Source organism: Escherichia sp. E2562, from assembly GCF_005781075.1.
In the GTDB taxonomy this organism is placed as follows: domain Bacteria; phylum Pseudomonadota; class Gammaproteobacteria; order Enterobacterales; family Enterobacteriaceae; genus Escherichia.
Genome location: NZ_VATM01000006.1, coordinates 70,588 through 93,480 on the forward strand (window position 1 = coordinate 70,588; position 22,893 = coordinate 93,480).

The 22,893-nt window shown below is 49.4% G+C and carries 25 protein-coding genes and 1 pseudogene; 6 read left to right on the forward strand and 20 right to left on the reverse strand.

Annotated elements, in window-relative coordinates; genetic code table 11:
• Window position 1: 1 nt before the first annotated feature.
• From fliN to fliF, 9 genes are all read right to left on the reverse strand, one after another.
• A complete protein-coding gene (gene fliN, locus FEK43_RS11880; protein WP_130259942.1) occupies window positions 2-415 on the reverse strand; it encodes a flagellar motor switch protein FliN in 414 nt (137 codons plus the stop codon).
• Window positions 412-1,416, reverse strand: coding sequence for a flagellar motor switch protein FliM (gene fliM, locus FEK43_RS11885; protein ID WP_130216469.1), 1,005 nt, complete (start codon window positions 1,414-1,416; stop codon window positions 412-414). Before fliM ends, fliN begins: the two co-directional genes overlap by 4 nt.
• 4 nt (window positions 1,417-1,420) lie before the next feature.
• Window positions 1,421-1,885 (reverse strand): flagellar basal body-associated protein FliL, encoded by a 465-nt coding sequence (fliL, locus tag FEK43_RS11890; RefSeq protein WP_135407106.1) that lies wholly within the window; start codon window positions 1,883-1,885, stop codon window positions 1,421-1,423.
• A 104-nt stretch (window positions 1,886-1,989) separates the two neighbouring features.
• Complete coding sequence (locus FEK43_RS11895; protein WP_135407103.1) at window positions 1,990-3,117, reverse strand: flagellar hook-length control protein FliK; 1,128 nt, start codon at window positions 3,115-3,117, stop codon at window positions 1,990-1,992.
• Window positions 3,114-3,557 (reverse strand): flagellar export protein FliJ, encoded by a 444-nt coding sequence (gene fliJ / locus FEK43_RS11900; protein ID WP_130208591.1) that lies wholly within the window; start codon window positions 3,555-3,557, stop codon window positions 3,114-3,116. The genes FEK43_RS11895 and fliJ overlap by 4 nt, the downstream gene beginning before the upstream one ends.
• 21 nt (window positions 3,558-3,578) lie before the next feature.
• Window positions 3,579-4,949 (reverse strand): flagellar protein export ATPase FliI, encoded by a 1,371-nt coding sequence (gene fliI, locus FEK43_RS11905; RefSeq protein WP_130208589.1) that lies wholly within the window; start codon window positions 4,947-4,949, stop codon window positions 3,579-3,581.
• Window positions 4,949-5,635, reverse strand: a complete 687-nt coding sequence (fliH, locus tag FEK43_RS11910) for a flagellar assembly protein FliH (RefSeq protein ID WP_130216477.1) — start codon at window positions 5,633-5,635, stop codon at window positions 4,949-4,951. The genes fliI and fliH overlap by 1 nt, the downstream gene beginning before the upstream one ends.
• A complete protein-coding gene (fliG, locus tag FEK43_RS11915; protein ID WP_032184453.1) occupies window positions 5,628-6,623 on the reverse strand; it encodes a flagellar motor switch protein FliG in 996 nt (331 codons plus the stop codon). Before fliG ends, fliH begins: the two co-directional genes overlap by 8 nt.
• Window positions 6,616-8,274 (reverse strand): flagellar basal-body MS-ring/collar protein FliF, encoded by a 1,659-nt coding sequence (gene fliF / locus FEK43_RS11920; protein WP_135407100.1) that lies wholly within the window; start codon window positions 8,272-8,274, stop codon window positions 6,616-6,618. Before fliF ends, fliG begins: the two co-directional genes overlap by 8 nt.
• 214 nt (window positions 8,275-8,488) lie before the next feature.
• Here fliF and fliE point away from each other — a divergent pair, with 214 nt between their 5' ends.
• Window positions 8,489-8,803, forward strand: coding sequence for a flagellar hook-basal body complex protein FliE (gene fliE, locus FEK43_RS11925; protein WP_135407098.1), 315 nt, complete (start codon window positions 8,489-8,491; stop codon window positions 8,801-8,803).
• A 17-nt stretch (window positions 8,804-8,820) separates the two neighbouring features.
• On the opposite strand, the pseudogene FEK43_RS23085 reads toward fliE, so the two are convergent.
• From FEK43_RS23085 to FEK43_RS11940, 3 genes and pseudogenes are all read right to left on the reverse strand, one after another.
• Window positions 8,821-9,027: pseudogene (locus tag FEK43_RS23085) on the reverse strand (integrase); the annotation flags it as partial.
• Between the two features lie 128 nt (window positions 9,028-9,155).
• Window positions 9,156-9,692, reverse strand: a complete 537-nt coding sequence (locus tag FEK43_RS11935; RefSeq protein WP_135407095.1) for a DUF5384 family protein — start codon at window positions 9,690-9,692, stop codon at window positions 9,156-9,158.
• A 15-nt stretch (window positions 9,693-9,707) separates the two neighbouring features.
• Complete coding sequence (locus FEK43_RS11940; RefSeq protein WP_138158557.1) at window positions 9,708-10,226, reverse strand: glycine zipper 2TM domain-containing protein; 519 nt, start codon at window positions 10,224-10,226, stop codon at window positions 9,708-9,710.
• Window positions 10,227-10,959: 733 nt separating this feature from the next.
• Between FEK43_RS11940 and FEK43_RS11945 the strand changes: the two genes are divergently transcribed.
• Window positions 10,960-11,637 carry a hypothetical protein gene (locus FEK43_RS11945; RefSeq protein ID WP_130259936.1) on the forward strand — a complete coding sequence of 226 codons (678 nt, stop codon included), beginning with the start codon at window positions 10,960-10,962 and terminating at the stop codon, window positions 11,635-11,637.
• Between the two features lie 471 nt (window positions 11,638-12,108).
• Here the strand turns inward: FEK43_RS11945 and FEK43_RS11950 are convergent, their stop codons facing one another.
• From FEK43_RS11950 to yedE, 4 genes are all read right to left on the reverse strand, one after another.
• Window positions 12,109-12,576, reverse strand: coding sequence for a DUF2846 domain-containing protein (locus FEK43_RS11950; protein WP_130259935.1), 468 nt, complete (start codon window positions 12,574-12,576; stop codon window positions 12,109-12,111).
• 551 nt (window positions 12,577-13,127) lie between these two features.
• On the reverse strand, window positions 13,128-13,532 hold the full coding sequence (locus tag FEK43_RS11960; protein ID WP_130259933.1) for a DUF1398 domain-containing protein: 405 nt from the start codon (window positions 13,530-13,532) through the stop codon (window positions 13,128-13,130).
• 189 nt (window positions 13,533-13,721) lie between these two features.
• Complete coding sequence (gene yedF / locus FEK43_RS11965) at window positions 13,722-13,955, reverse strand: sulfurtransferase-like selenium metabolism protein YedF (protein ID WP_000790504.1); 234 nt, start codon at window positions 13,953-13,955, stop codon at window positions 13,722-13,724.
• Window positions 13,952-15,157 carry a selenium metabolism membrane protein YedE/FdhT gene (gene yedE / locus FEK43_RS11970; protein WP_135407093.1) on the reverse strand — a complete coding sequence of 402 codons (1,206 nt, stop codon included), beginning with the start codon at window positions 15,155-15,157 and terminating at the stop codon, window positions 13,952-13,954. Before yedE ends, yedF begins: the two co-directional genes overlap by 4 nt.
• Window positions 15,158-15,342: 185 nt before the next feature.
• Between yedE and yedD the strand changes: the two genes are divergently transcribed.
• On the forward strand, window positions 15,343-15,756 hold the full coding sequence (gene yedD / locus FEK43_RS11975) for a lipoprotein YedD (protein WP_064529329.1): 414 nt from the start codon (window positions 15,343-15,345) through the stop codon (window positions 15,754-15,756).
• 120 nt (window positions 15,757-15,876) lie between these two features.
• On the opposite strand, the gene amyA is transcribed toward yedD, so the two are convergent.
• The 4 genes from amyA to fliD all read right to left on the reverse strand — a co-directional run bounded on the left by amyA (window position 15,877) and on the right by fliD (window position 19,674).
• A complete protein-coding gene (gene amyA, locus FEK43_RS11980; RefSeq protein ID WP_130259932.1) occupies window positions 15,877-17,364 on the reverse strand; it encodes an alpha-amylase in 1,488 nt (495 codons plus the stop codon).
• 70 nt (window positions 17,365-17,434) lie between these two features.
• A complete protein-coding gene (gene fliT, locus FEK43_RS11985; protein WP_130208573.1) occupies window positions 17,435-17,833 on the reverse strand; it encodes a flagella biosynthesis regulatory protein FliT in 399 nt (132 codons plus the stop codon).
• Window positions 17,833-18,243, reverse strand: coding sequence for a flagellar export chaperone FliS (gene fliS / locus FEK43_RS11990; RefSeq protein WP_130208571.1), 411 nt, complete (start codon window positions 18,241-18,243; stop codon window positions 17,833-17,835). Before fliS ends, fliT begins: the two co-directional genes overlap by 1 nt.
• A 15-nt stretch (window positions 18,244-18,258) precedes the next feature.
• Complete coding sequence (gene fliD, locus FEK43_RS11995; RefSeq protein WP_130208569.1) at window positions 18,259-19,674, reverse strand: flagellar filament capping protein FliD; 1,416 nt, start codon at window positions 19,672-19,674, stop codon at window positions 18,259-18,261.
• Between the two features lie 246 nt (window positions 19,675-19,920).
• On the opposite strand from fliD, the gene FEK43_RS12000 reads away from it, so the two are divergent.
• From FEK43_RS12000 to fliZ, 3 genes are all read left to right on the forward strand, one after another.
• Window positions 19,921-21,231 (forward strand): FliC/FljB family flagellin, encoded by a 1,311-nt coding sequence (locus FEK43_RS12000; protein WP_135407091.1) that lies wholly within the window; start codon window positions 19,921-19,923, stop codon window positions 21,229-21,231.
• A 317-nt stretch (window positions 21,232-21,548) separates the two neighbouring features.
• Window positions 21,549-22,268, forward strand: a complete 720-nt coding sequence (gene fliA, locus FEK43_RS12005; protein WP_064529323.1) for an RNA polymerase sigma factor FliA — start codon at window positions 21,549-21,551, stop codon at window positions 22,266-22,268.
• A 45-nt stretch (window positions 22,269-22,313) separates the two neighbouring features.
• On the forward strand, window positions 22,314-22,865 hold the full coding sequence (fliZ, locus tag FEK43_RS12010) for a flagella biosynthesis regulatory protein FliZ (protein WP_130260045.1): 552 nt from the start codon (window positions 22,314-22,316) through the stop codon (window positions 22,863-22,865).
• Window positions 22,866-22,893: the final 28 nt, after the last annotated feature.

Below are 22,893 nucleotides of genomic sequence, written 5' to 3' on the forward strand. Positions count from 1 at the left end.
ACTAACGGCTCAGGCGGCGCATCCGCTCGGACGGGGTAATGATATCGGTGATCCGCACGCCATATTTATCAGCGACTACGACAACTTCGCCCTGAGCAATTAAATAACCGTTGATCAGAATATCCAGTGGTTCGCCCGCCAGACCGTCCAACGCCACGACTGACCCTTGCGTCAGACGCAACAACTCTTTGATGGTCATTCGTGTGCGGCCCAGTTCGACGGTCAGCTTAACCGGAATATCCATAATCAGGTCGATATCCTGCAATGTTCCACTGACGTCGCCGCCGCCAAGCTGCTGGAACACGGCCTCAGCCGCGCCTTTGCCGCTTGTTGATTTTTGTTCGCCTAACGCTTCAGCCCACAGATCGTCCATTGCGCCGTTGTTGTCATCGGCCGGATTATTCAAGTCACTCATTTGGGCTGTTCCTCGTTCAGAGAATTCAAAATCGGGTTAATCAAATGTTCTATCCGTAACGCATACTGACCGTTGATGGTGCCGTACTGGCTGGTCAGTACCGGAACGCCGTCAACATGGGCGATAATGCGATCGGGTTTTTCTATCGGCAGGACATCGCCGGGCTTCAGCTTTAAAATCTGCGACAGGCGCAGCGAAATATCGGCAAAGTTGGCAACCAGCTCCAGCTGTGAATGCTGAACCTGGCGCACCAGGTTATCGCGCCAGTTCTGATCTTCATTACGCGAGTTTTCCAGCGGCGGGTTAACCAACAATTCCCTCAGTGGCTCGATCATGCTGAATGGCAGGCAGATATTAAATTCGCCGGTCAGGTTGCCAATCTCCACATGGAACGGCGTGTTAACCACAATGTCGTTCGGTGAGGTGGTGATATTGGTAAATTTCACCTGCATTTCGGAACGCACGTACTCGACTTCCAGCGGATTAATCGCCTTCCACGCGTCGCTATAGCCTTCAAGTGCCAGCTTCAACATGCGATTGATGACGCGCTGTTCGGTATGAGTAAACTCACGACCTTCTACTTTGGTAGGGAAGCGACCATCGCCGCCAAACAGGTTATCCACGGCGATAAACACCAGACTCGGCGAAAACACCACCAGCCCTGTGCCGCGCAGCGGTTTCAGATGGATAAGGTTCAGGTTGGTTGGCACCGGCAGGTTGCGGGCAAATTCATGGTACGGCTGAATGCGAATGGCCCCGACGGTAATGTCCGGGCTACGGCGCAGCAGGTTGAACAGCCCCATACGAAAATGGCGGGCAAAACGTTCATTGATGATTTCCAGCGCCTGTAACCGTTCGCGCACAACCCGTCGTTGGGTATTAGGATCGTACGGACGAATGTCACTTTCGCCGCTAACACTGGTTGTCGGTTCGTCTTTGACCTCGCTGTCACCATTCAACAGCGCATCAATTTCAGCTTGAGAAAGAATACTATCGCCCATGTCGTTATCGCAGAATAAAAGCGGTATACAGCACGTCGGTGACATCCTGTTTCGGTTGCCCGGCAACAAGCGGGGGGGAAAGTGTGGCTTTAATTGCGGCAATCAGTTGTTGCTTGCCTTCTTCCGTTGCCAGCACGGCGGCATCCTGGCGCGAAAACAGTAACAGCAAACGACTGCGGACTTCCGGCAAATACTCGCTCAACCGCGAACGGGTGGCTTCATCTTTCAGTCGCAGCGTTATACCGATATAAAGCACGCGATCTGCATCGCCAAGATTGACCGTAAAAGTGTCTAGCGCATAGAAGACAGGTGAGAGCACGACGTGTTGCTGCACTTTGTCGCCAGCGGTCACTTGTTGCGAATGCCAGTAGCTGTAACCCGCGCTGGCACAAGCCGCGAGAGTGATGAATACCAGGATCGGGAGCCAAAGCGATCGCCTGCTTTTCTTGCTTATCGCGTAATCAGTCATGTGTTGCGGTCTTCCTGTGTCGCTACTGCTTATCGGCTAATTATCCTGCGTCTTAAGTGTGGCAAAGCGGGGAAAAGACGCGGATTAAGGTGCTACCTCTGACGTTAGGCGAAAATATCGACGCCACTATTGCCCGATGAAACTCTCTGAAGAGTTGTTGGAACTGGCAATGCATCGTCATCCTCGGTTGTCAGGCGTTCATGGCCTGCTGTGCGTGGACTTTGTTGTTGCTCGGAAGCTGCCTGCTGCTGACCGCTAAAACTCTCACCGCTGATATTGCTCTGCCCCAACTGAATTCCGCTTTCTGCCAGTTGTGTGCGCAGTACCGGCAAAGCCGCTTCCAGAGCGGCGCGCACGTGCTGATGCGGTGAAACCATCTGAATTTGCGCCTGGTTGTCATCCACCTTAAGGGAGATTTGCACTTCGCCTAAATCTTGCGGATGCAAACGCAGTTCGGCACTTTGTTGCCCCTGGCGGGTAAACAGCGAAATATGCTGGCTTAAGGATTGTTGCCATTCGTGGGAACCCAGCGGTGCGCTCAAAACAGGCGCTGCGACGGTGGGCAGTGGCTGCGTCTGGTGCGGAGTAATTAGCGGACTGGTGACAGTAGTAACAGGTGAAGGCGTGCTGATGATCTCCGCTTTACTCTGGGCTTCAGCGACCAGCGTTGTTAATGGCTGATCTGGCGCACCAGGGGCGTCGTCAGGTTGTGCTGTTGCGAGTTGCGCGGTAGTCAGTTTTGTTGAGAGTGCTTGCTTCTGCGTCGGTAACGCTGTGACAGGCGCATCAGTCACTTTGGGGGTATTGTCAAAACCGGGCAGCATAGCAAAAAGGGCGCTCAGGCTGGCGACAGCATCTTCATTAAGGTCATCAGTTTTATCGTCGGCGACCGTCTCCTTTTCTGGCATGGCTGCCAGCGTATTAACCAGAGCCGTCGTCAGCGGCGTTGTATCGGGTCGTGCTGCGGTTATTTCAGCCAGCGTTTCGTCAGTAGCGATGTGTAAATCAGACGGCAATACCCCGGCCAGAATTTCGCTGGCGCGTTCTTTACCTTGCGCGTGTGGGGTATCCACTGCAACCTGAAGCAATGGCGAAGCTTTGCCTGGTGCTGCATCTCCTGCTAATGCCCCGCTCAACAACGCAAGAAAATCCTGTGCCGTGTCAGTGGCGCTAGCACCGGGCAATGTGGATGTGTCAACGTCAGCGGTAATCAAGGGCGCTAAACGAATCATTCAGTTTTCCTCATGGCGGCGCGCTGGGCGAACTCGTCCATCTTTTTCTGATCGAGGCGGTTTTCTGCTAACAGGGCCGCCGTGGATTGCCGTTCCTGGAGGGTCTGCCAGGCCTGCAAACGTTGTTTCTTTTCTCGCCAGCTGTTCAGAGCAATGTCAACTTTCTGCGTCCACTGATTAAGCTGCTGGCGGTGCTGGGTAATGGCCTTTTCCAGCGTCTGAATGAACTGCTGGTAGTTGATCCAGCGATTACTGGTCATTCCTGCACTCATGTCGTTGTTCAGGTTACTGCGATATTCGTTTTGATAATCGATCAGCATTTTGAGTTGTTCTTCCGCCTGCTGACATCCGCGACGCATTTCACCCAGCAGGCGGGCCGCATTATCCACCTCTTTTTCTGCCAGATCTTTCAGGGTCGCCAGGGCGCCATGTTCTGCCATCTGCTGTTATCTCCTGCGTAATCACACCGTCGGAAAAATACGTTCCAGCCCCTGGAGAGAGTCTTCCCAGTCCGCGCGTTCAAAAATGCCTTGTTGCAAATAGCCCTCCAGCTGCGGCCACAAGGCGATAGCTTTATCGAGCATTGGATCGCTGCCTTTGGCATACGCGCCGACGCTGACCAGATCGCGGTTACGTTGAAAACTCGACAACAGCTGCTTGAATGTGCGTACCCGCGCGTAATGCTGCTCGCTGATCAACGCCGTCATTGCACGGCTGATTGAGGCTTCAATATCAATTGCCGGATAGTGCCCGGCTTCAGCCAGACGACGAGAAAGCACGATGTGACCGTCGAGGATCGCCCGCGCGGAGTCGGCAATCGGATCCTGCTGGTCATCGCCTTCGGTGAGCACGGTATAAAACGCGGTAATCGAGCCGCCGCCGCTGATTCCGTTTCCGGCACGTTCGACCAGCGCCGGTAATTTGGCGAATACCGACGGTGGATAACCTTTGGTGGCGGGTGGTTCGCCAATCGCCAGCGCAATCTCACGTTGGGCCATCGCGTAGCGGGTGAGGGAGTCCATAATCAGCAATACATGCTGACCACGATCGCGAAAATCTTCGGCAATGCGCGTGGCATAGGCGGCACCCTGCATTCGCAGGAGCGGAGAAACATCCGCCGGAGCGGCAATCACCACGGAGCGCGCACGCCCTTCGGCACCGAGAATATTCTCAATAAAATCTTTTACTTCTCGCCCACGTTCACCAATCAAACCAACGACGATCACATCGGCACGCGTGTAGCGTGCCATCATTCCCAGCAGCACACTTTTACCAACGCCAGATCCGGCAAACAGCCCCATACGCTGCCCGCGCCCAACGGTAAGCAGGGCATTAATTGGGCGCACGCCCGTATCCAGCACATGCTCAATCGGTGTACGTTGCAACGGGTTAAACGGCGGGGTAATCAGGGCGCCAGTTTCAGTCGTGTCGGGGGAGGGCAGACCATCGAGCGGTTTACCACCGCCGTCCAGAACGCGACCTAATAACGCCGGACCGAGCGGTAACTGCTTGCCGCTTTGCAGCCCATCGCCGGAGATATTTCTGGCGTAAACGCGTGCGCCGGGCAGCACGCCTTCCACTTCCTCCAGCGGCATTAAAAACAGCCGTTGACCGTTAAAGCCAACCACTTCGCTTTCTACTTCGTGCGTTTCAGTGCCGTTCTGACGTTCAATGACACAGGTTGCGCCGAGCGGCAGTTGCAATCCGGTGGCTTCCAGCACCAGCCCGGTGGCGCGGGTTAATCGCCCGTAGCGACGCACCGCAGGCAACTGCGCCATTTTGGCTTCGAAGTTATCCAGCGAGGTTAGCCAGCGAGTCAGCCGCGTGGTCATTACACCACTCCTGGCGCTGCCAGACGGCAGAGTTCTTGCCAGCGGGTGGCGACACTGGCGTCGAGATCGCCTTCATCAGCGGAGACTTTACAACCGCCAGGATGCAGGGTCGGGTCGCCGCGCAAGCGCCAGCCATGCAAACTTAAGGTTGCGCCGAGCATCTCATCAACACGTTGTAGATCATCCGGGTGCACGCGTAGCTGCGGTTTGCCGCTGAATAACGGTTCTTGCTGCAACAACTGTTGGATCTGTTTGATCAGTGCCGAGTTGTCCACCGTTGGCGTCTGGCCGATCACCTGACGCGCTGCCTCCAGCGCCATCTGCATCAGGCGTGAAGCAATCACGCTATCCAGCGCGTCAAGGGTGGTCTGAAACTCGCTGACCAGTTGCTGCATCCGGGCATGAATCGGCGCTTGCTGGGATTTTGCTTGTGCCAGTCCTTGTTCCAGCCCCTGAGCCAGACCTTCCTGATAGCCTTGTTCATGGCCTTGCTGGCGACCTTCGGCAATCCCCGCCTGATAACCTTGCTCGTGGGCCTGCATTTGCAGTTGTGCCAGTTGCTGCTCAAGGCTGGGTTCGGCCTCTTCAGTGACGGTTTCTTCTGGCTCCATCAGCGGCACAAACTCCGCCTGTGGTGGCGCGAGATCGTCCGGTGTCCAGGTTTTCCACGGCAGATTATCAGACATAGGTATCCTCGCCGCTGCCAATCACCATCTCGCCGGTTTCGGCAAGGCGGCGCACAATCAGCAGAATCGCTTTCTGTTCGTTTTCCACCTGCGACAGACGCACCGGACCACGGTTGGCGAGATCGTCGCGCAGTATATCGGCGGCACGCTGCGACATATTGCGCAGGAATTTCTCGCGCAGTGGCTGTTCTGCACCTTTCAGCGCGATCAGTAACGATTCGGAATCCACTTCCTGCAACAGACGCTGGATGCTGCGATCGTCGACATCCACCAGATTTTCGAACAGGAACATCTCGTCGATGATTTTCTGCGCCAGCTCGCCGTCAAATTCACGCACGGCGGTAATAACCGCTTCTTCCTGCTGAGTTTTCATCAGGTTGATAATTTCCGCTGCTGTTCTCACGCCGCCCATTTTGCTGCGTTTGAGATTCTGGCCATCGAGCAGGCCATTCAGCACTTCTGTCAGTTCAGCCAGCGCGGCAGGTTGTACGCCGCCAAATGTGGCGATACGTAGCATCACGTCGTGGCGCAGACGTTCATCGAACAACGCCAGAATATCGGCGGCTTGAGCGCGTTTCAGATGCACCAGAATGGTGGCGATAATCTGTGGATGTTCATCGCGAATCAGATCGGCGGCGCTCTGTGGCTCCATAAAGTTGAGCGTTTCAATACCGCTGGCAGTGTCGCGGGTTTCGAGAATATCTTCCAGCAGACTGGCGGCACGCTCTTCGCCCAGCGCTTTGACCAGCACTGAACGCAGATAATCATTGGCGTTAATATTCAGTGCGGCAAACTGTTCGGCTTCTTGTTCAAACTCTGCCAGTACTTCAGTTAATTGTTTGTTGGAGATCTGCGAGACGTTCGCCATTGCCGCGCTCAGGGTTTGCACTTCTCGTTGGGACAGGTGCTTGAATACCTCTGCCGCCCGGTCTTCGCCAATGGTCATCAGCAGAATGACGCTTTTATCGGTGCCTGTCAGGTTACTCATGATCGTTATTTATCCACTGGCGAATGACCAGCGCCACTACGCGCGGATCGTTATCAGACATGTCGCGGATGCGCTGGCTCATTACCTCAGCCCCCAGACGTTGGTTAGCGCGGCGTTGTTGCAGTTGTTCGTCTTTGCTCAGGCGTACTTCCACTGCATCTTCCGTCTCCTGGCGAGTTTGTGTCTGTTGCTGAACGGCTTTCACCACCTCAGCGCGGCGGATTAATTGCGGACGCACCGCTTTACGCCACAGCAGCCACGCCACCAGTATCACCAGCAACCAGCGTCCGGCAGCCAGTAACTGATCGATAAACGCTTGTTGTTGCCAGAACGGCAACTCACCACCACTTTCATCACTACTGGTAAACAGCGAGTTGACGACATTGAGCGAATCACCGCGTTTTTCCGAAAAGCCCATTGCCTCGCGGGTCAGATCATCAATTTGTTTCATCTGTTCGGCGCTCAGTGGCAACGGTTTGCCATCCGGCAGCGTTTTGTAATTCACCACTACCGCGACAGACAGACGTTGAACGTCGCCGACGTTCATTTTGGTATGACGAATGGTGCGATCGACTTCGTAGTTGCTGGTTTCATTACGCTGTGTGCTGCGCGGTCCACTATTGCTGGTGGTACTCGTCTGTTGTTGGCGATTGTTTTGATTTGCCGGAGGCGTACTGATCGGCGCGTTATTTGCGGGCGCGGGCTGATTAGATAATGCCCCCGGCACGCCGCCCGGATAACCGGAACCGCTTTGCTCGCTTTCATTCAGTTGACGGGAACGAAGTGCTGCCTGTGACTCATTGCCATTAGGGCGATACTGCTCTTCTGTTTGCTCTTTATTGGCGAAATCTAGCTGCGCTGTGACTTGCGCATGAATATTGCCGTTGCCGACAATAGGCGACAGAATTGCTTCAATACGACGCTGAATGCGGCCTTCGACATCGCTGGTATATTTCAACTGAACATCATTGAGATCGCGCCCGCTGGTGTTGGACTGGGTTAACAGATGCCCACCTTGATCCACCAGTGTAACGTTACCCGGTGGCAGCCCAGCTACTGCACTGGAAACCAGATGCACAACGGCGCTAATTTGCCCTTCATCCAGCGCACGTCCTGGCAATAAATTCACCGTTACCGATGCGGAAGGGGATTTTTGCTCACGGACAAATAAAGACGGTTTCGGCATCGCCAGATGCACGCGCGCCCCTTTTACCGGGCCGATAGTTTCGATGGTACGAGAAAGTTCGCCTTCCAGCGCTCGCTGATAATTCACCTGTTCGCTGAACTGGCTGATACCAAACTTTTCCTGATCGAGCAGCTCAAAGCCGACCGCTCCGCCTTTAGGTAAGCCTTGCTGCGCCAGACGCAGACGCAATTCGTGAACCTTATCCGCCGGAACTTCAATTGCACCACTGGCTTCACTAAAGCGGTAAGGGATGTTCATCTGCGTCAGTTGGCTGACAATCGCGCCACCATCCTGATCGGAAAGGTTGCTGAATAACGTGCGGTAATCAGGGGCTTTTGCCCATAGAACTAACGCGACTATCACTGCCACTGCAGCGGAACCAGCAACAATCAAAGGGATTCTCGGATTCGCGCGTAGGCGATTAAGCCACTCAAGAGATTTTGTCTGGGCTGCAGTCGTATTCATCGCGCACCTCGCGGCAGATGAAAGACGGCGTTATTGGCAAAGTGGAACAAGACGCACTCCCGGGTCAGCAAACTCGAAAAATTGACGGCCTCATTATTTGTGGTTTTATTTTTTTCTATGCGCCAATTAACCCGGTTTTTTATCGTTATTTAACGCCTTTATCTTATTGACTTACTGTTAATCTCTGCTACCAGAAATGGTCCAGGAGATGAATATGTCAGCCATACAGGGGATTGAAGGGGTTATCAGCCAGTTACAGGCTACGGCGATGAGTGCCCGTGCGCAGGAATCACTACCACAACCTGGCATCAGTTTTGCCGGACAGTTTCATGCCGCGCTCGATCGTATAAGTGATACGCAAACCGCCGCCCGCACCCAGGCAGAAAAATTCACCCTCGGCGAACCCGGCGTAGCGCTAAACGATGTGATGGCCGATATGCAAAAAGCCTCAGTTTCAATGCAAATGGGGATTCAGGTGCGTAATAAGCTGGTGGCGGCGTACCAGGAAATGATGTCCATGCAGGTGTAGGTTTTGTAACCTGTTGACTATGCTTGTTTAATTACATCCGATCCCACAGCGTGGGGCATGGATGGGGCAAACTCACTCAATTTCTGGTTTAAAATTGATACCTGATCCTGATTGTTTTCTGCCATCCACGATCCGTAAACGCGATAAACCATCTGAGCATCAGAGTGTCCCATTTGCTTCGCGATGAAGTTAGGGTTAGCTCCAGCGGTCAAAGACCAACATGCAACTATGATACCGGAAGTTCACGCAATTTTATGATTGCTGTAAGGCTGCCAATGGTTTGACAGCCTTTTATATATTCCATTAACAGAAGAATATATTTTATGTGCACTGATTATAACCATGAATGAAATTAGTTAAAGAATCCTCTAGCTTCTTTTTCTTTGGCTTTTCCAGTACTTTTCATTAACTCCTTTCCACCTTCAGAAATATTTCTATTTGCATCTGCGTTGGATTGAAGGATGTCTGTCTGTGCAGCTTTGTTCTTCAGTTCTTGATCTATAAAGTCATTCTCTCTTTTGACTCGAGCTTCTTCTCGAGCTAAAGCCAATTTTAGTTTTTGAATCTCTAAGCTTCGTAATTCATTTTCATATGCGATGTCTCGTTTCTTATCTTCCTTAATTTCAGATTCTAACTTTTCGCGTGCGGCTTTTCTGTCTGCAGCAATAGCTGCAGCTTTTCTATTTTGTGCTTCAATTGCACTAGCACGTCGTTGCTGCTCCAGACGGGCTTCTCGCTCTAGATTTTCCTTATGTGCGTCATTTGCTCTTTTTTCTTCAGCGATTCCTTGTTGTTCTGCTTCAGCTACTGCCGCAAGTTGACTTTGTAAGGAACTGGCAAAACTGAGAGAGAAAGGTATAGCAACAAGAGCTATGAGTATTTTTTTCATGATGGATACTGTGTGTTATGCTTTTTCAGGGCAAGAGGCATTAGGCTGAATTCTGGTTTCATTATTTTTTGTCGAAATGACTACAGCTAAACCTGGGGTAAATTGACAAGATTTGCCCACTTGGGTTGATGTAAACATTTTTGTTCCATCTTTGTAGGTTAAAGAAACACCCTCTACAATAGATTTATCTTTTACAAGTGTACCCGCAGCTGCTCCAACTGCTCCCCCACCCACAGCTCCTGCTGCGGTTCCCAGATTACTTCCGGTTCCAACGTTATGTCCAGCCACCCCCCCAGCAACGGCGCCTAAAATAGCTCCGAAAGTTTGAGCTGCTTGTTTATTTGCAGTGTTGTCAACAGCAACTTTAGCGGGAAGAACAGAAATGATATTAACTGTTTTAGTTTCTTGCTTTGAATTTAATTGATTGGCTTCGTAAACGTCAGCAGCATACTCATCAGCATTTGATTGACATCCAGAGATGCCGGCAGATAGGCATAACATGATGATAGTTATTGATTTTTTGTGTGTAAACATTACGTTTCTCCTTTTTAGGTAAAATTGTTAAAGCGCGTATTTTTAGGATTAATCTCAAAAAAGTAAAGAAATAAATTATATTCGGATAATAAAAACAAATAAAATGTTGCCTAATTCGATATGGCTCACATTTTTCTGATGTAAAAAATGAATAATTATATGTGTCAAGTCATTATATTAATAACCTGAGTAGTAACAGATAATAAGTGGTTAATTTGCGTTAAGGCAGGAAAAATAGTTATCTATTAAGGTAGAAAAGATGTTTGTAACATTTGTTATAATTTACTGCAGGGATTTGTTTGCTATTTAATGTAAGTTTGCAATTAGTTGAAATATAGCATATGCATTTCTGTAATTTACATGGTCGATATTTGTTCACTTATAATGCAATATGCTAATTTCATGTATCTGCAGATATCTACTGTTTGACTGAGAAATGTAGTTTTTTACGAGAGGATTTATCTACAAGACCCCATGGCAGCGCGGCACTATCACATGGGGACTGCTTTGTGCCAGAGGCGGAAGTTCCTAACATCATGCTGCATTAGTTTAAGGGGAGTAGGTCGGCACGCGTAACGAAGTTTCTCATACTGAATGTGAGCGCATCGATGTTTGTCGATGTAGTATGCTTGGAACTTGTTTGATTTTATTTCCTGTGATGCTTTTCAGCATAATAACTTCCTAGTTTACCTAGGAATATATGATGAACTATTTTTATATTTAAGGATTTACTTTGAAATTAAAGTCTGCTGCAGAGAGAATAAGAAGAGATAGTTTAAATGCATATTTTAAACGCATAAATTGGAGGTTTATGGACGATCGAGTTCAAAGGGAGTTTGAAATTTTAAATGCTGACACTCATAGTGCCGATATCTTTGGAAGCCTTTACATTAGCAGATCAAAAGATGATGAACCAATCAAATCATCTAATCTTATTAGTTCACAATATATTAATTCGACTCATATTTTTACTGGGGTCAGATTCTTGGGTTTTAACATATCATCCTCTGACAACAAAAGATTAGAAGTTGCATTCGAAAGGAATGCTCAATTATGGTATTCGCAGGGACCATCCGGTGATGTTCTTGTGTTTGTTGCGCCTTATCAATCTAATGCTGGGAAAATCAATGAAACTGAAATAATAATAGGTAAGTATCAAAACCCATCCCAAATAACACCCAAACACATAAAAAAACATTTTTCCATATATTGTAGGTATTGTACATCCACTGCACAGCATTCTGCTTCCAATATGAGCAATTATATTTATAGGCAATACCTTATTTTTAATGACTTTAGATTCAAGTCAACATATAGATATAAAGTTATCAAAACGGTTGAGAGATTTTTAGTTCTTATCTTGGCAGGGGCTGCTATATGGGCCTCCCTTTATGCTGGAGGAAAACTATAGTGAATCAATACTCACCAAAATCTCGGACTGAGACAAGTATTAAACTTTTAAAAGCACTCCTTTGTCTGCTTCTCGCTCACAGCGGACCTTCAGACCAGCAGATTGTCCGTTCCATACCTGGAGCGGAAGTGGCCGAGGGTCATAAAGAGCTAAACCCCCGGCATTGCTTGTCAGCTGTTTATCGCCGTTCCTGGGTACAAGTGAGCACTAAGGCGAGCATTGTTAAAATCACCAACACAACCACCAGTTGTGTACAGATTCTGACCGCAAAGCGAACTCTCCGGCATGCAGGTTGGAAAAAGCACAGTTGACCTAAAATGCTCCTCCAGCCAGAAACCAAAGGCAGCTGATAATTCGAAAGCCAAAAAAGATAAAGTGGGGAATGTGCCCGCAAATTCTTAACAATATAGCCAAACCGAGAAGCGAATGATATCCGGCCCTGATGCGGGCTGGATATTAAATTTCCGCCGCTCAGTTATCGCAATGACCTGGCACTGCTAACTTAACTTCAGGTTTAGAAACGACGCGGATACCTTCGTTTTCGGAAACCTGTTCAAGTCCAGCTCCACCAACAAAAACGCCCATTTTGATGTACTGGCGAACAAAGTAGTTTTTCCCGGACGTGACATTGATTGTCAGATTATTAGGTGAAAACTCAGATTCAGTTCCCAGCGTATGTGGTTGGCTGGTCGATATTTGCTGATAGAAAAAGACTCTGTCAGCCGTTTCACCAAGACAACGGCCGTCAAGATAAACATCCTTTTTTAACGCTTTACCAACAAAACTGTCTCTGTAAACGTATAGACCGGCTTTACCATTTTCCGGGATCGGGAAAGACTTAGCTGTCTCGTTTTCAGTATTACTGGCCAGAGGAACCGATGCACACCCCCCCAGAAGCACAGAGGAAAGAATGACTGCAGCAATTGTAATTTTATTCATTGAATTCTCATGGAGTTAAGAAAATCGCCTAATGAGAATAATCTTATTTTACACTCATGTCATTAAAGGAGGCATTGAATCACGACAACATCAATGTTCATCCCGGAACCGTCAACTTCCGCGATTCGCTCATAACAGACATTCACTTCAGTTGTGGCAGGCAGGCTGGGTGGGGGAAAGCGTGAAAGAAAAGAAGACAGCTGCGTCGTTTGACATCACTGCTATCTTCTAACTGGTTATGCAGGTCGTAGTGGGGGGCACACAAAGCTTTGCACTGGATTGCAAGGCTTTGTGCTCTTCGATGCTGAGTGGTGGGGCATATATGGGGTAAATCACATCGTTATATCTACGGCGAACTACGATGCTTGATGTTTCAGTCAACTCTGACTGCCTGTTATCTGGTGCGCCCCAGGGCTTTCTTTGTCATCAACGAAAAATACATGGTCACAGGCATGAACATGAAGGTGTTAGTTAATCGCTATTTCGGAACCGTTCATTTAAAAAATTTTATTAATAACCAGTCACTGTCAGAGCTGAGCTGGCGAGAACAGCTAAATAAGTGGTTTGTTGTTCTCGATATCTTCAATATATAAAAGTGTATTATCGATAGAATAGTAACGACGCTTATTATCACCAACGTCAGTAACCCACCGGAAAACGCCAGCCTTTGCAAGCGTTATACAATATTCCCGAAATGTTGACTGTCTTGAAATGTGAGTCCGGGCTGCTTTTTTGACTTGCTCAGGATCCTTGATGGCACTGACTTTTAATAGACTTCTGCTCCCTCTGATTAACAAAACATTGTCATCGTGCGTGACGATCCTGATGTTATCTGTGGCAAGATAGTAAATATAATGTGCAATACGATGACGTTTTAACTCAGCATAAAACCAGGAAAAGTTTAGCTCCGTTCTCACTTGCTCAAACATCTTTTGAAAATTAGCAACCTGATCCATCAGGGAAATAATCTCTCGTCAGTTGTGAGGGAGAGTAGTTTGCATGATCGGTGTTATTCCTTCAATCTGGTCCGATCACTTAATGCTGTGTCTGTGTGAATCAATAATAATCTAACTGCGGTACGGAAAATAGACAACGGAGTATTCGTAGCAAGTGACTCCCGCTGCCTGAAACAGCGGGAGAAAAGATTACTTCTGAATTAGATAACGAATGGTCGGCCCGTCTTGCTGAATATCCAGTACCGTATAGCCGTGATTACGCGCATCCAGCGGAATATTGTTAATCGACTGTGGACAATCGCTGACTACTTCTAGGATCTCGCCTTTTTTTAACTGCGGCATCGCCTCAAGGGTTGCAACCGCCGGGTAAGGGCAGGGCTCGCCCACCATATCAAGACGGTAATCAGGAACGATATTTTTCATGCGATCTCCTTAGCTGTCTGCGGCGCCGCACGGCGGAAGAAGCGTTTTTCCCAACCGATAATCAACATCAGCGCAGCGAACAATAGTAAATATGTCACCAGCAGGCCGCCCATTGGACCAAAGGTTTTTAGCAGGTTGCTTTTGTCCCAGTCGGTTGCCAGCGCCGGGGCGAAATCATCCCAGTAATACGCCAGAATCGTGGAGCCAATAACGTTGCCCAGACCGACCCACCAGTAATGTACCTGGCCTTCCACCGCGCGGTACATCCATCCCGTTTCGCAGCCGCCCGCCAGCACAATACCAAAACCAAACAGTAATCCACCAATTACCGCGTTCGGACCCGCCCACATGATTTTAGGTTCTACGCCTAACTGTACATAACTGAAAATCCCGATGGCACTTACCGCCATACCGAAAATGATCGCTTTCGCCATGTGGGTTCGTCCGGTGATCCACATGTCGCGGAACGCCGAAGTAAAGCAGATTTGTGCACGTTCTATCAGCAAGCCAAAGCCGACACCAAACAGCATCGCCAGCCCCAGCTTTGGTTGGTTCATCGCCGTCAGCAGCGCCCAGCCAAGCATGCCGAAAAAGACCAGCATCCCGAGACGAAAACGGCGCCGCGCCTGATCTGGTTTCTGCGTCAACGGTGAGGCGGCAGAGACTTTCTGCATTTTCACGGGGGTACGAAAGACAGGCAGCAGGGTAAAGCGCGCGCCAAACCATGAGCCGATGGCGGTAGCGATGGCAAAGAACCAGGCGTGCAGCGAGAACTGAGGAATGCCGGTAAAGAACGCCGCCAGGTTACAGCCCATCGCCAGACGCGCACCAAAACCAGCAATAATCCCGCCAATAATGGCCTGCATAATGCGGATACGGCTACGCGGCATGCGTAGTTTGACGTTGTTGGCCCATAATGCCGCGGCAAAACAGCCGCCGAACATACCGAGAATCATCATCCCGTCAATGCGGGTTAATGGCGATCCTTCCAGATGGATGATTTTAAAATAGCCCCACTCTTCAGCATGGACGCCAAACAGTTGCAGGAGCTGACCGCCCCAGCGGGTAAATTCACCCGTAACTGCCCAAAAAGTGCCGGTAATGCCAAAATAGTAAGTGGAGAGAATGCCCGCCGCGATGACCGCAGGGATTGGCGCCCAGAATTTAATCAACCAGGCTTGTTTGAATTGCTGCCATGACATGTATGTAGCCTCTGAACTCAGAAGGTTTAAACAAGAGTCGCGAATCATACATCAGGAGAATTTATTTGCGTGGTAATAATTCACAAAAATAATAGTTAGATCAAATTTCTCTTTGGGCCTGGAAAGGCTGGCAGCGTCAGGGCTTTAATGCCACAATCCACTTTTCTTCTCATGCAGGATGAATGATGAAAAAACTCGCAATTGCAGGCGCACTCATGTTGTTGGCGGGCTGTGCCGAAGTCGAAAACTATAATAATGTTGTAAAAACCCCTGCGCCAGACTGGTTGGCAGGGTACTGGCAGACCAAAGGGCCGCAACGTGCGCTGGTCAGCCCAGAAGCGATTGGTAGCCTGATTGTCACTAAAGAGGGTGATACCCTGGATTGCCGTCAATGGCAGCGAGTGATTGCGTTACCGGGTAAGCTGACGCTGATGTCTGATTCTCTCACAAACGTTACTGTGAAACGTGAGCTGTACGAGATTGAGCGTGACGGTAACACCATTGAGTATGATGGCATGACGATGGAACGCGTGGCTCGTCCGACGGCAGAGTGTGCCGCCGCGCTGGAAAAAGCGCCGTTACCGACGCCGCTGCCGTAATGAAATCCCCCTGGCGTTGGGGGATTTTCATGTCAAAAAAAGTGCCCGATACGCAAGCTTATCGGGCCTGGAACTGTAACGGCGCCGCAATAACGATGCGTGTATTGTCAGCGATCGGTTTTAAATCACCTCTTCGATAACCCAAACGCTGACGCTGCCGCCGTTGCAAAAGAATGTCGCTTCGCCATTTTCATCGGTAACTATGCTCTCTTGTCGATTACCGAGAAAATCGCGCCAGGTTTTATTGCCGTAGTTCTCACCCAGTTTTATCGTCTTTTCGCCATCGTCGCCGTTCGACATAACCACAACGCAGCCAGGATATTCATCGGTGCCACTGCGACTAAAGGCAATACAGTTCGGATGATCGAAAAATAGCGTCTGTACACCGTGGGCAAAACGCTGGCGGGCGAGGATTAGCTCATCAAGTTGTTCGATTATTGGCATATCGATTGGATAGGTCTGTCCGTCACCGCCGACATCTTCGTAATGAGCCCCGTACAGATCAGGGTAAAACACCGAAGGCACGCCATTTTCCCGTAGCAAAATAAGGGCATAAGCCAGAGGCTTAAACCACGGCTCCACCGGAGCTTCAAGGGCTTGTAACGGCTGGGTGTCGTGGTTGGCGACCAGCGTCACAGCGTGGAAAGGATCGACTTCAACCAATGTGCCGCTAAAAATCTCAGTCATATCATAATCACGCCCCATACGAGACGCTTCGTGGAATTTCATCTGCAGCGGTGCATCAAACAGCATAGTTTTACCTTCCACTTGGTCAATATACGTTTGCAGTTTCTCGACCTCGCGCGACCAGTATTCCGCCACAATAAAGAGTGGTTTCGGCGCAACTTCTTGCACATGCTCGATCCACTCTTTATAGAACCACGCCGGAATATGTTTTACCGCGTCGAGACGAAAACCATCGCACTGAGTTTGTTCCATTACCCAGCGCGCCCAGTATTTGAGCTCTTCGGTGACGGCATGGTTACGAAAATCGATATTTTCGCCCATCAGATAATCGAAATTGCCTAATTCATCATCGACCTGATCATTCCAGCCTTCGCCAGTGTAATCGTTGACGATTTTAAAGATGCCATCTTCATGCGGGTTTTCGATATGGTCGATACCGCTAAAACATTTGAAGTCCCATATAAATTGTGAATATTTTCCGGCTCGTGCAGGGAAGGTGTAACGGGTCCAGCCTTCGCATTCGATAATTTCATCATCAATTTGCGTGCGACACTCTTCGTTAACTCGCTGAACGCGAATCGCTTCTTTTTCGTCGGCACCCATTTTGTGGTTCACCACCACATCCAGCAGTACGGCGATGTCGTTGCGTTTAAGCGCGTCGATGGCCGCCAGCAATTGCGCTTTATCACCATATTTCGTCGCGACAGTGCCTTTTTGATCAAACTCGCCTAAATCAAATAAATCATAGGAGTCGTAGCCGACAGAATATCCGCCCGATGCGCCTTTATAGGCAGGTGGTAGCCAGACCATATTGATACCAATATCATTTAAACCGTCGGCGCGCTCGGCAAGCTCGGGCCAGAGCTTGCCGCCTTCAGGGTAATACCAGTGAAAGCATTGCAACAGCGTGGGATTACGCATTCTTCGACTCCACATGAGGGGAACATTAGAAGCGTAGCCGTAATCAGGTTATTCGCGAGTAATCCAACTTTTATGCTTTGCCAAAATGCAGATGGGGAGAAAAATTGACGATATTCTCCTGCGGCGCCAGTACGTAGCCGCCCTGGTCGCCGTAAGCACTTAATACGGATTTTTGCATCGATGACTGACCAACCAGCTTCGCCAGCTCATCCATTCGCCCCTGCAATAACTGCTTAACGTTGCTTTCGTTGTCCAGGACGAGGCGTAGCATCGGTTTGAGTTGTTCCTGCATCATGGCAGAGGGTGCCATCTCTTCCGTCAGGTGTGCGATTTGTTGCACCGCATTCACATAATCCATTTCGCTGGCGATGAGTTCATCCCATCGTCCTTCTGTCGCCAGGCGTAACATGAGCTGGCTTTTTTCGACAAGTTGCTGCCAGGCAAAATACAAGTGCGGTGCATGGTTCATCAGACAGGGTCCTGAATCAAAGAAGGGGAGAGTAAAGTCTCTTTCCAGGCATCGGCAATATTGCGCATCAACGTTTCCACTTCTTCGACTGCGGAGACATCGTTACGCAAATTCGCTTGCAGCAAACGCCTGACCATATAGCTATAGAGCGCAATTAAATTCTGGGTTAATTCATCCTGGCTTTCTTCTTCGAGGCTCACCTTCAGCCCATTCTCAATGATGTTGATAGCTTTCGATAAAGAAACGCCTTTACCTTCCAGGTTGTTGTCCTGCATAAACAGGCGTGCTCTTACCAGCGCACTCAACACGCCGTCAAATAGCATGGTAACCAGTTGCTGTGGACTGGCGCTCATCACGGCGCTCTCAACGCCAATTTGTGCATAGGCCTGCGTGCCTTTTGCGCTGTACATAGTCTCTCCTGAAGATTATTTCGAGCTGCTATTTGAGGTGTCGAATTGCTGTGTCAGATAGCTACTGGTGGAGTTAAGCGAGTTCATTAACACATCCAGTTGGGTGAACTGGGCTTTGTAGCGCGCCATTAATGTATCGATACGTTCACTGGCAGCGTTGTACTGATCCGTCAAATTGTTCAGCGTTTTGCTTACGCCATCTTTTGCAGCCTGGATTATCCCGGTGGAGGAGAGCCAACTGGTCAGGTTGCTGCTAATGCTGGTGGTTACGCCAGTGCTTTTACCGTCACCAATAAACATTTCACCTACGCCAGTGGCATCTTTCTTCAGGGCCGTTTGCAGCTTGTCAGTCGCTATTTCCAGCTTACCGGTACTGGCGTCGGTGGTAATACCGATCTGTGCCAATGTTTTATAGGCCGAACTGCTATGCGTATTGGCAAGCAGCGTTTTTAACTGGGTCTGGATGGTGCGCAGCGTGGAGTCACCGAGTAACGCGCCGTTGCTGGAGTCCTGACTCTCTGCCCCGGCATCGACTGCGGTGTATTTTGTTAAGCTGCTGAACGTATCCTGTAACGTGTTATAGGCATCCACCCACGCTTTAACCGCATTTTCAGCTTTGGAGGTGTCTTTGCTGATGGTGAGGGTCTGATTACCAGTGGTGACGTCATTCAGGTTGAGAGTGATATCTTCCAGCGCGTCACTGATAGTGTTGCTGCTGTTTTCAATCTCAACGTTATTAACCGTCAGTTTGGCGTTCTGCGCGGTGACGCTTTCAATCATGCCATTACTGCTATCACCCGACGTTCCGTTGTAACCCATAAAACTTTGCAGGGCGCTGTCGCCGCTGACGCTCAGTTTCATGGCGTTATCGCTACCGGTATCATTGGCGGTGATAGACAAACGATACTCGCCGTTACCCACATTGATGATACTGGCGCTGACGCCGGCTTTGGCGTTGTTAATTGCATCGCGGATGCCAGAGAGTGACGAGTTAGCCGCGCTGATATCAATCGTGACGGGATCTTTTCCACCGCCTTGCTGGATGGTCAGTACGCTATCGCTGGTGGCGATGGCGGCTTTGTTGTCTTTTTGGCTGTTTTGGGTCGTGAGCGTCTGTGCCTGTGCCAGTTGGCTGACACTTATGGTGTATTTTCCGGCAATTGCGCTGCCCGTGGTGGTGGCGCTAAAAGCTGAGGAACTGCTGGTGGTTGAGGTAGCAGTAAATAAGTCGGCTTTATTCAGTGCCGTGTTGGCGGTCTGAAAACTCTCCAGCGCGCTTTTCAGCGTCCCGTAGGCGCTCAGTTTCGCGGTGTACGAGCTTTGCTGTTTTGATATCGGCGTCAGGGTAGATTTTTCTGCCGCCTCAAGACTGTCGAGGATGCTGCTTAAGTCCAGCCCCGACCCAACCCCGAGCGTTGAAATACTAGCCATATATATTCCTTAATCATGCGACATGTAGAACGAATACCGGGGTTATCGGCGCAAGCGGGGCAAAGTTTACGATTTATTTTTGGGCCTAATGACACGAACAGCAACGAGGAAGGGGAGTATTTCGACGGCTAGAAAAAAATTCTAAAGGTTGTGAGTGACCAGACGATAACAGGGTTGACGGCGACGAAGCCGAAGGGTGGAAGCCCAATACTTAAACCGTAGAGCTAAAAAACAGGAATAAAAATTATGGCACAAGTCATTAACACCAACAGCCTCTCGCTGATCACTCAGAACAACATCAACAAAAACCAGTCTGCGCTGTCGACTTCTATCGAGCGCCTCTCTTCTGGTCTGCGTATTAACAGTGCGAAAGACGACGCCGCTGGTCAGGCGATTGCTAACCGTTTCACCTCTAACATTAAAGGGCTGACTCAGGCCGCGCGTAACGCCAATGACGGTATTTCTCTGGCGCAGACCGCAGAAGGCGCACTGTCTGAAATCAACAACAACTTGCAGCGTGTGCGTGAGTTGACCGTTCAGGCGACGACCGGGACTAACTCTGATTCCGACCTGTCTTCTATTCAGGACGAAATCAAATCCCGTCTGGATGAAATTGACCGTGTTTCCGGTCAGACCCAGTTCAACGGCGTGAATGTGCTGGCGAAAGACGGTTCGATGAAGATTCAGGTTGGCGCGAATGATGGGCAGACCATCTCTATCGATTTGCAGAAAATTGATTCTTCAACATTAGGGTTGAATGGTTTCTCCGTTTCGGGTCAGTCGCTGAATGTTAGCAGTTCCATTACTCAAATTACGGGTGATGCAGGAACGGAACCCGTTGGTGTTGATTTCACTGCTGTTGCGAAAGATCTGACTACTGCGACAGGTAAAACAGTCGATGTTTCTAGCTTGACGTTACACAATACACTGGATGCGGAAGGGGCTGCCACTGCACAGTTCGTCGTACAATCCGGCAGTGATTTCTACTCCGCGTCGATTGATCATTCAAACGGTAAAGTCACGTTGAATAAAGCCGATGTCGAATACAAAGACACCGATAATGGACTAACGACTGCGGCTACTCAGAAAGATCAACTGATTAAAGTTGCCGCTGACTCTAAAGGTGCGGCTGCGGGTTATGTAACATTCCAGGGTAAAAACTACGCTACAACGGTTTCAACGGCGCTTGATGATGACACTGCAGCAACAGCCACAGAGAACAAGGTTGAAGTTGAATTATCTACAGCAACTCCGACTGCACAGTTCTCAGGGGCTTCTTCTGCTGATCCACTGGCACTTTTAGACAAAGCGATTGCATCAGTCGACAAATTCCGCTCCTCCCTCGGTGCCGTACAAAACCGTCTGGATTCTGCGGTCACTAACCTGAACAACACCACCACCAACCTGTCTGAAGCGCAGTCCCGAATTCAGGACGCCGACTATGCGACCGAAGTGTCCAACATGTCGAAAGCGCAGATCATCCAGCAGGCGGGTAACTCCGTGCTGTCTAAAGCTAACCAGGTGCCGCAGCAAGTTCTGTCTCTGCTGCAGGGTTAATCACCAAAACCTGACTAACCGATAGTGACAGCAAACGCCAAATTGCCTGATGCGCTACGCTTATCAGGCCTACGAGGTGAATCGCAATTAATTAAATTTGCATATTCGTCTGGGCTGGATAAGGCATTTACACCGCATCCGGCAAGATGAAGCGTACGTTGTCAGATCTCTTAACCCCGCGTCCGGCGGGGTTATTTTGCTCATTATTTACCGATCACTCTAAATAACCGCTTATTTCACCCATTAATCGTCCGATTAAAAAACCTGCAGAAACGGATAATTATGCCGATTACTTATATAACGCAGGGTTGTTTATCGTGAAATCACTCTATACCGCTGAAGGTGTAATGGATAAATACTCGCTGTGGCAGCGTTATATCCCGCTGGTGCGTCACGAAGCATTGCGCCTGCAGGTCCGACTGCCCGCGAGTGTAGAACTTGATGATCTCCTACAGGCGGGCGGCATTGGATTACTTAATGCCGTTGAACGTTATGACGCCCTGCAAGGAACGGCATTTACAACTTACGCAGTGCAGCGAATCCGTGGCGCTATGCTGGATGAACTTCGCAGCCGTGACTGGGTGCCACGAAGCGTGCGACGCAATGCGCGTGAAGTGGCGCAGGCAATGGGGCAACTGGAGCAGGAACTTGGCCGTAACGCCACAGAAACTGAAGTGGCAGAACGTTTAGGGATCGAAATCGCCGATTATCGACAAATGTTGCTTGATACTAATAACAGCCAACTCTTTTCCTACGATGAGTGGCGTGAAGAGCACGGCGATAGTATTGAACTGGTAAGTGACGATCATCAGCGCGAAAACCCGTTACAAAAATTACTGGAAAGTAATTTGCGTCAACGGGTAATGGAAGCCATCGAAATGTTGCCGGAGCGTGAACAGTTAGTATTAACGCTCTATTACCAGGAAGAGCTTAATCTCAAAGAGATTGGCGCGGTGCTGGAAGTCGGTGAATCGCGGGTCAGTCAGTTACACAGTCAGGCCATTAAACGGTTACGCACCAAACTGGGTAAGTTATAACTTAAGTAAATGCCGCACATTAATTTTGAATACCAGGAGTTCTTAATAATGATGCAGCACCAGAAAAGGCGGCCATTGAGTCGCTATCTTAAAGACTTTAAACACAGTCAAACCCATTGCGCATTTTGCCGTAAACTACTTGATCGCATTACGCTGGTTCGCGACGGCAAAATAGTGAATAAAATCGAGATTTCCCGTCTCGATACACTGCTTGATGAAAATGGTTGGCAGGAAGAACAAAAATCATGGTCCGCGTTGTGTCGTTTTTGCGGCGATTTACACTGCAAAACGCAGAGTGATTTTTTTGATATTATCGGCTTCAAGCAGTTTCTCTTTGACCATACTGAAATGAGCCCCGGTACTGTGCGCGAGTATGTGGTACGTCTGCGTCGTTTGGGTAATTATTTAAGCGAGCAAGATATTTCCACCGACCTGCTGCAGGATGGTTTTCTTGATGAAAACCTGGCGCCTTGGCTACCCACCACAAGCACCAATAATTACCGCATCGCATTACGTAAGTATCAGTGTTACCAGACGCAAACCCGCGGTGATCTTGCGCAGATATCCCCCTGCATGTCAGCTTCTGATATATATTAAATAAGAATAAGATGTAGCAGAGTTGTTT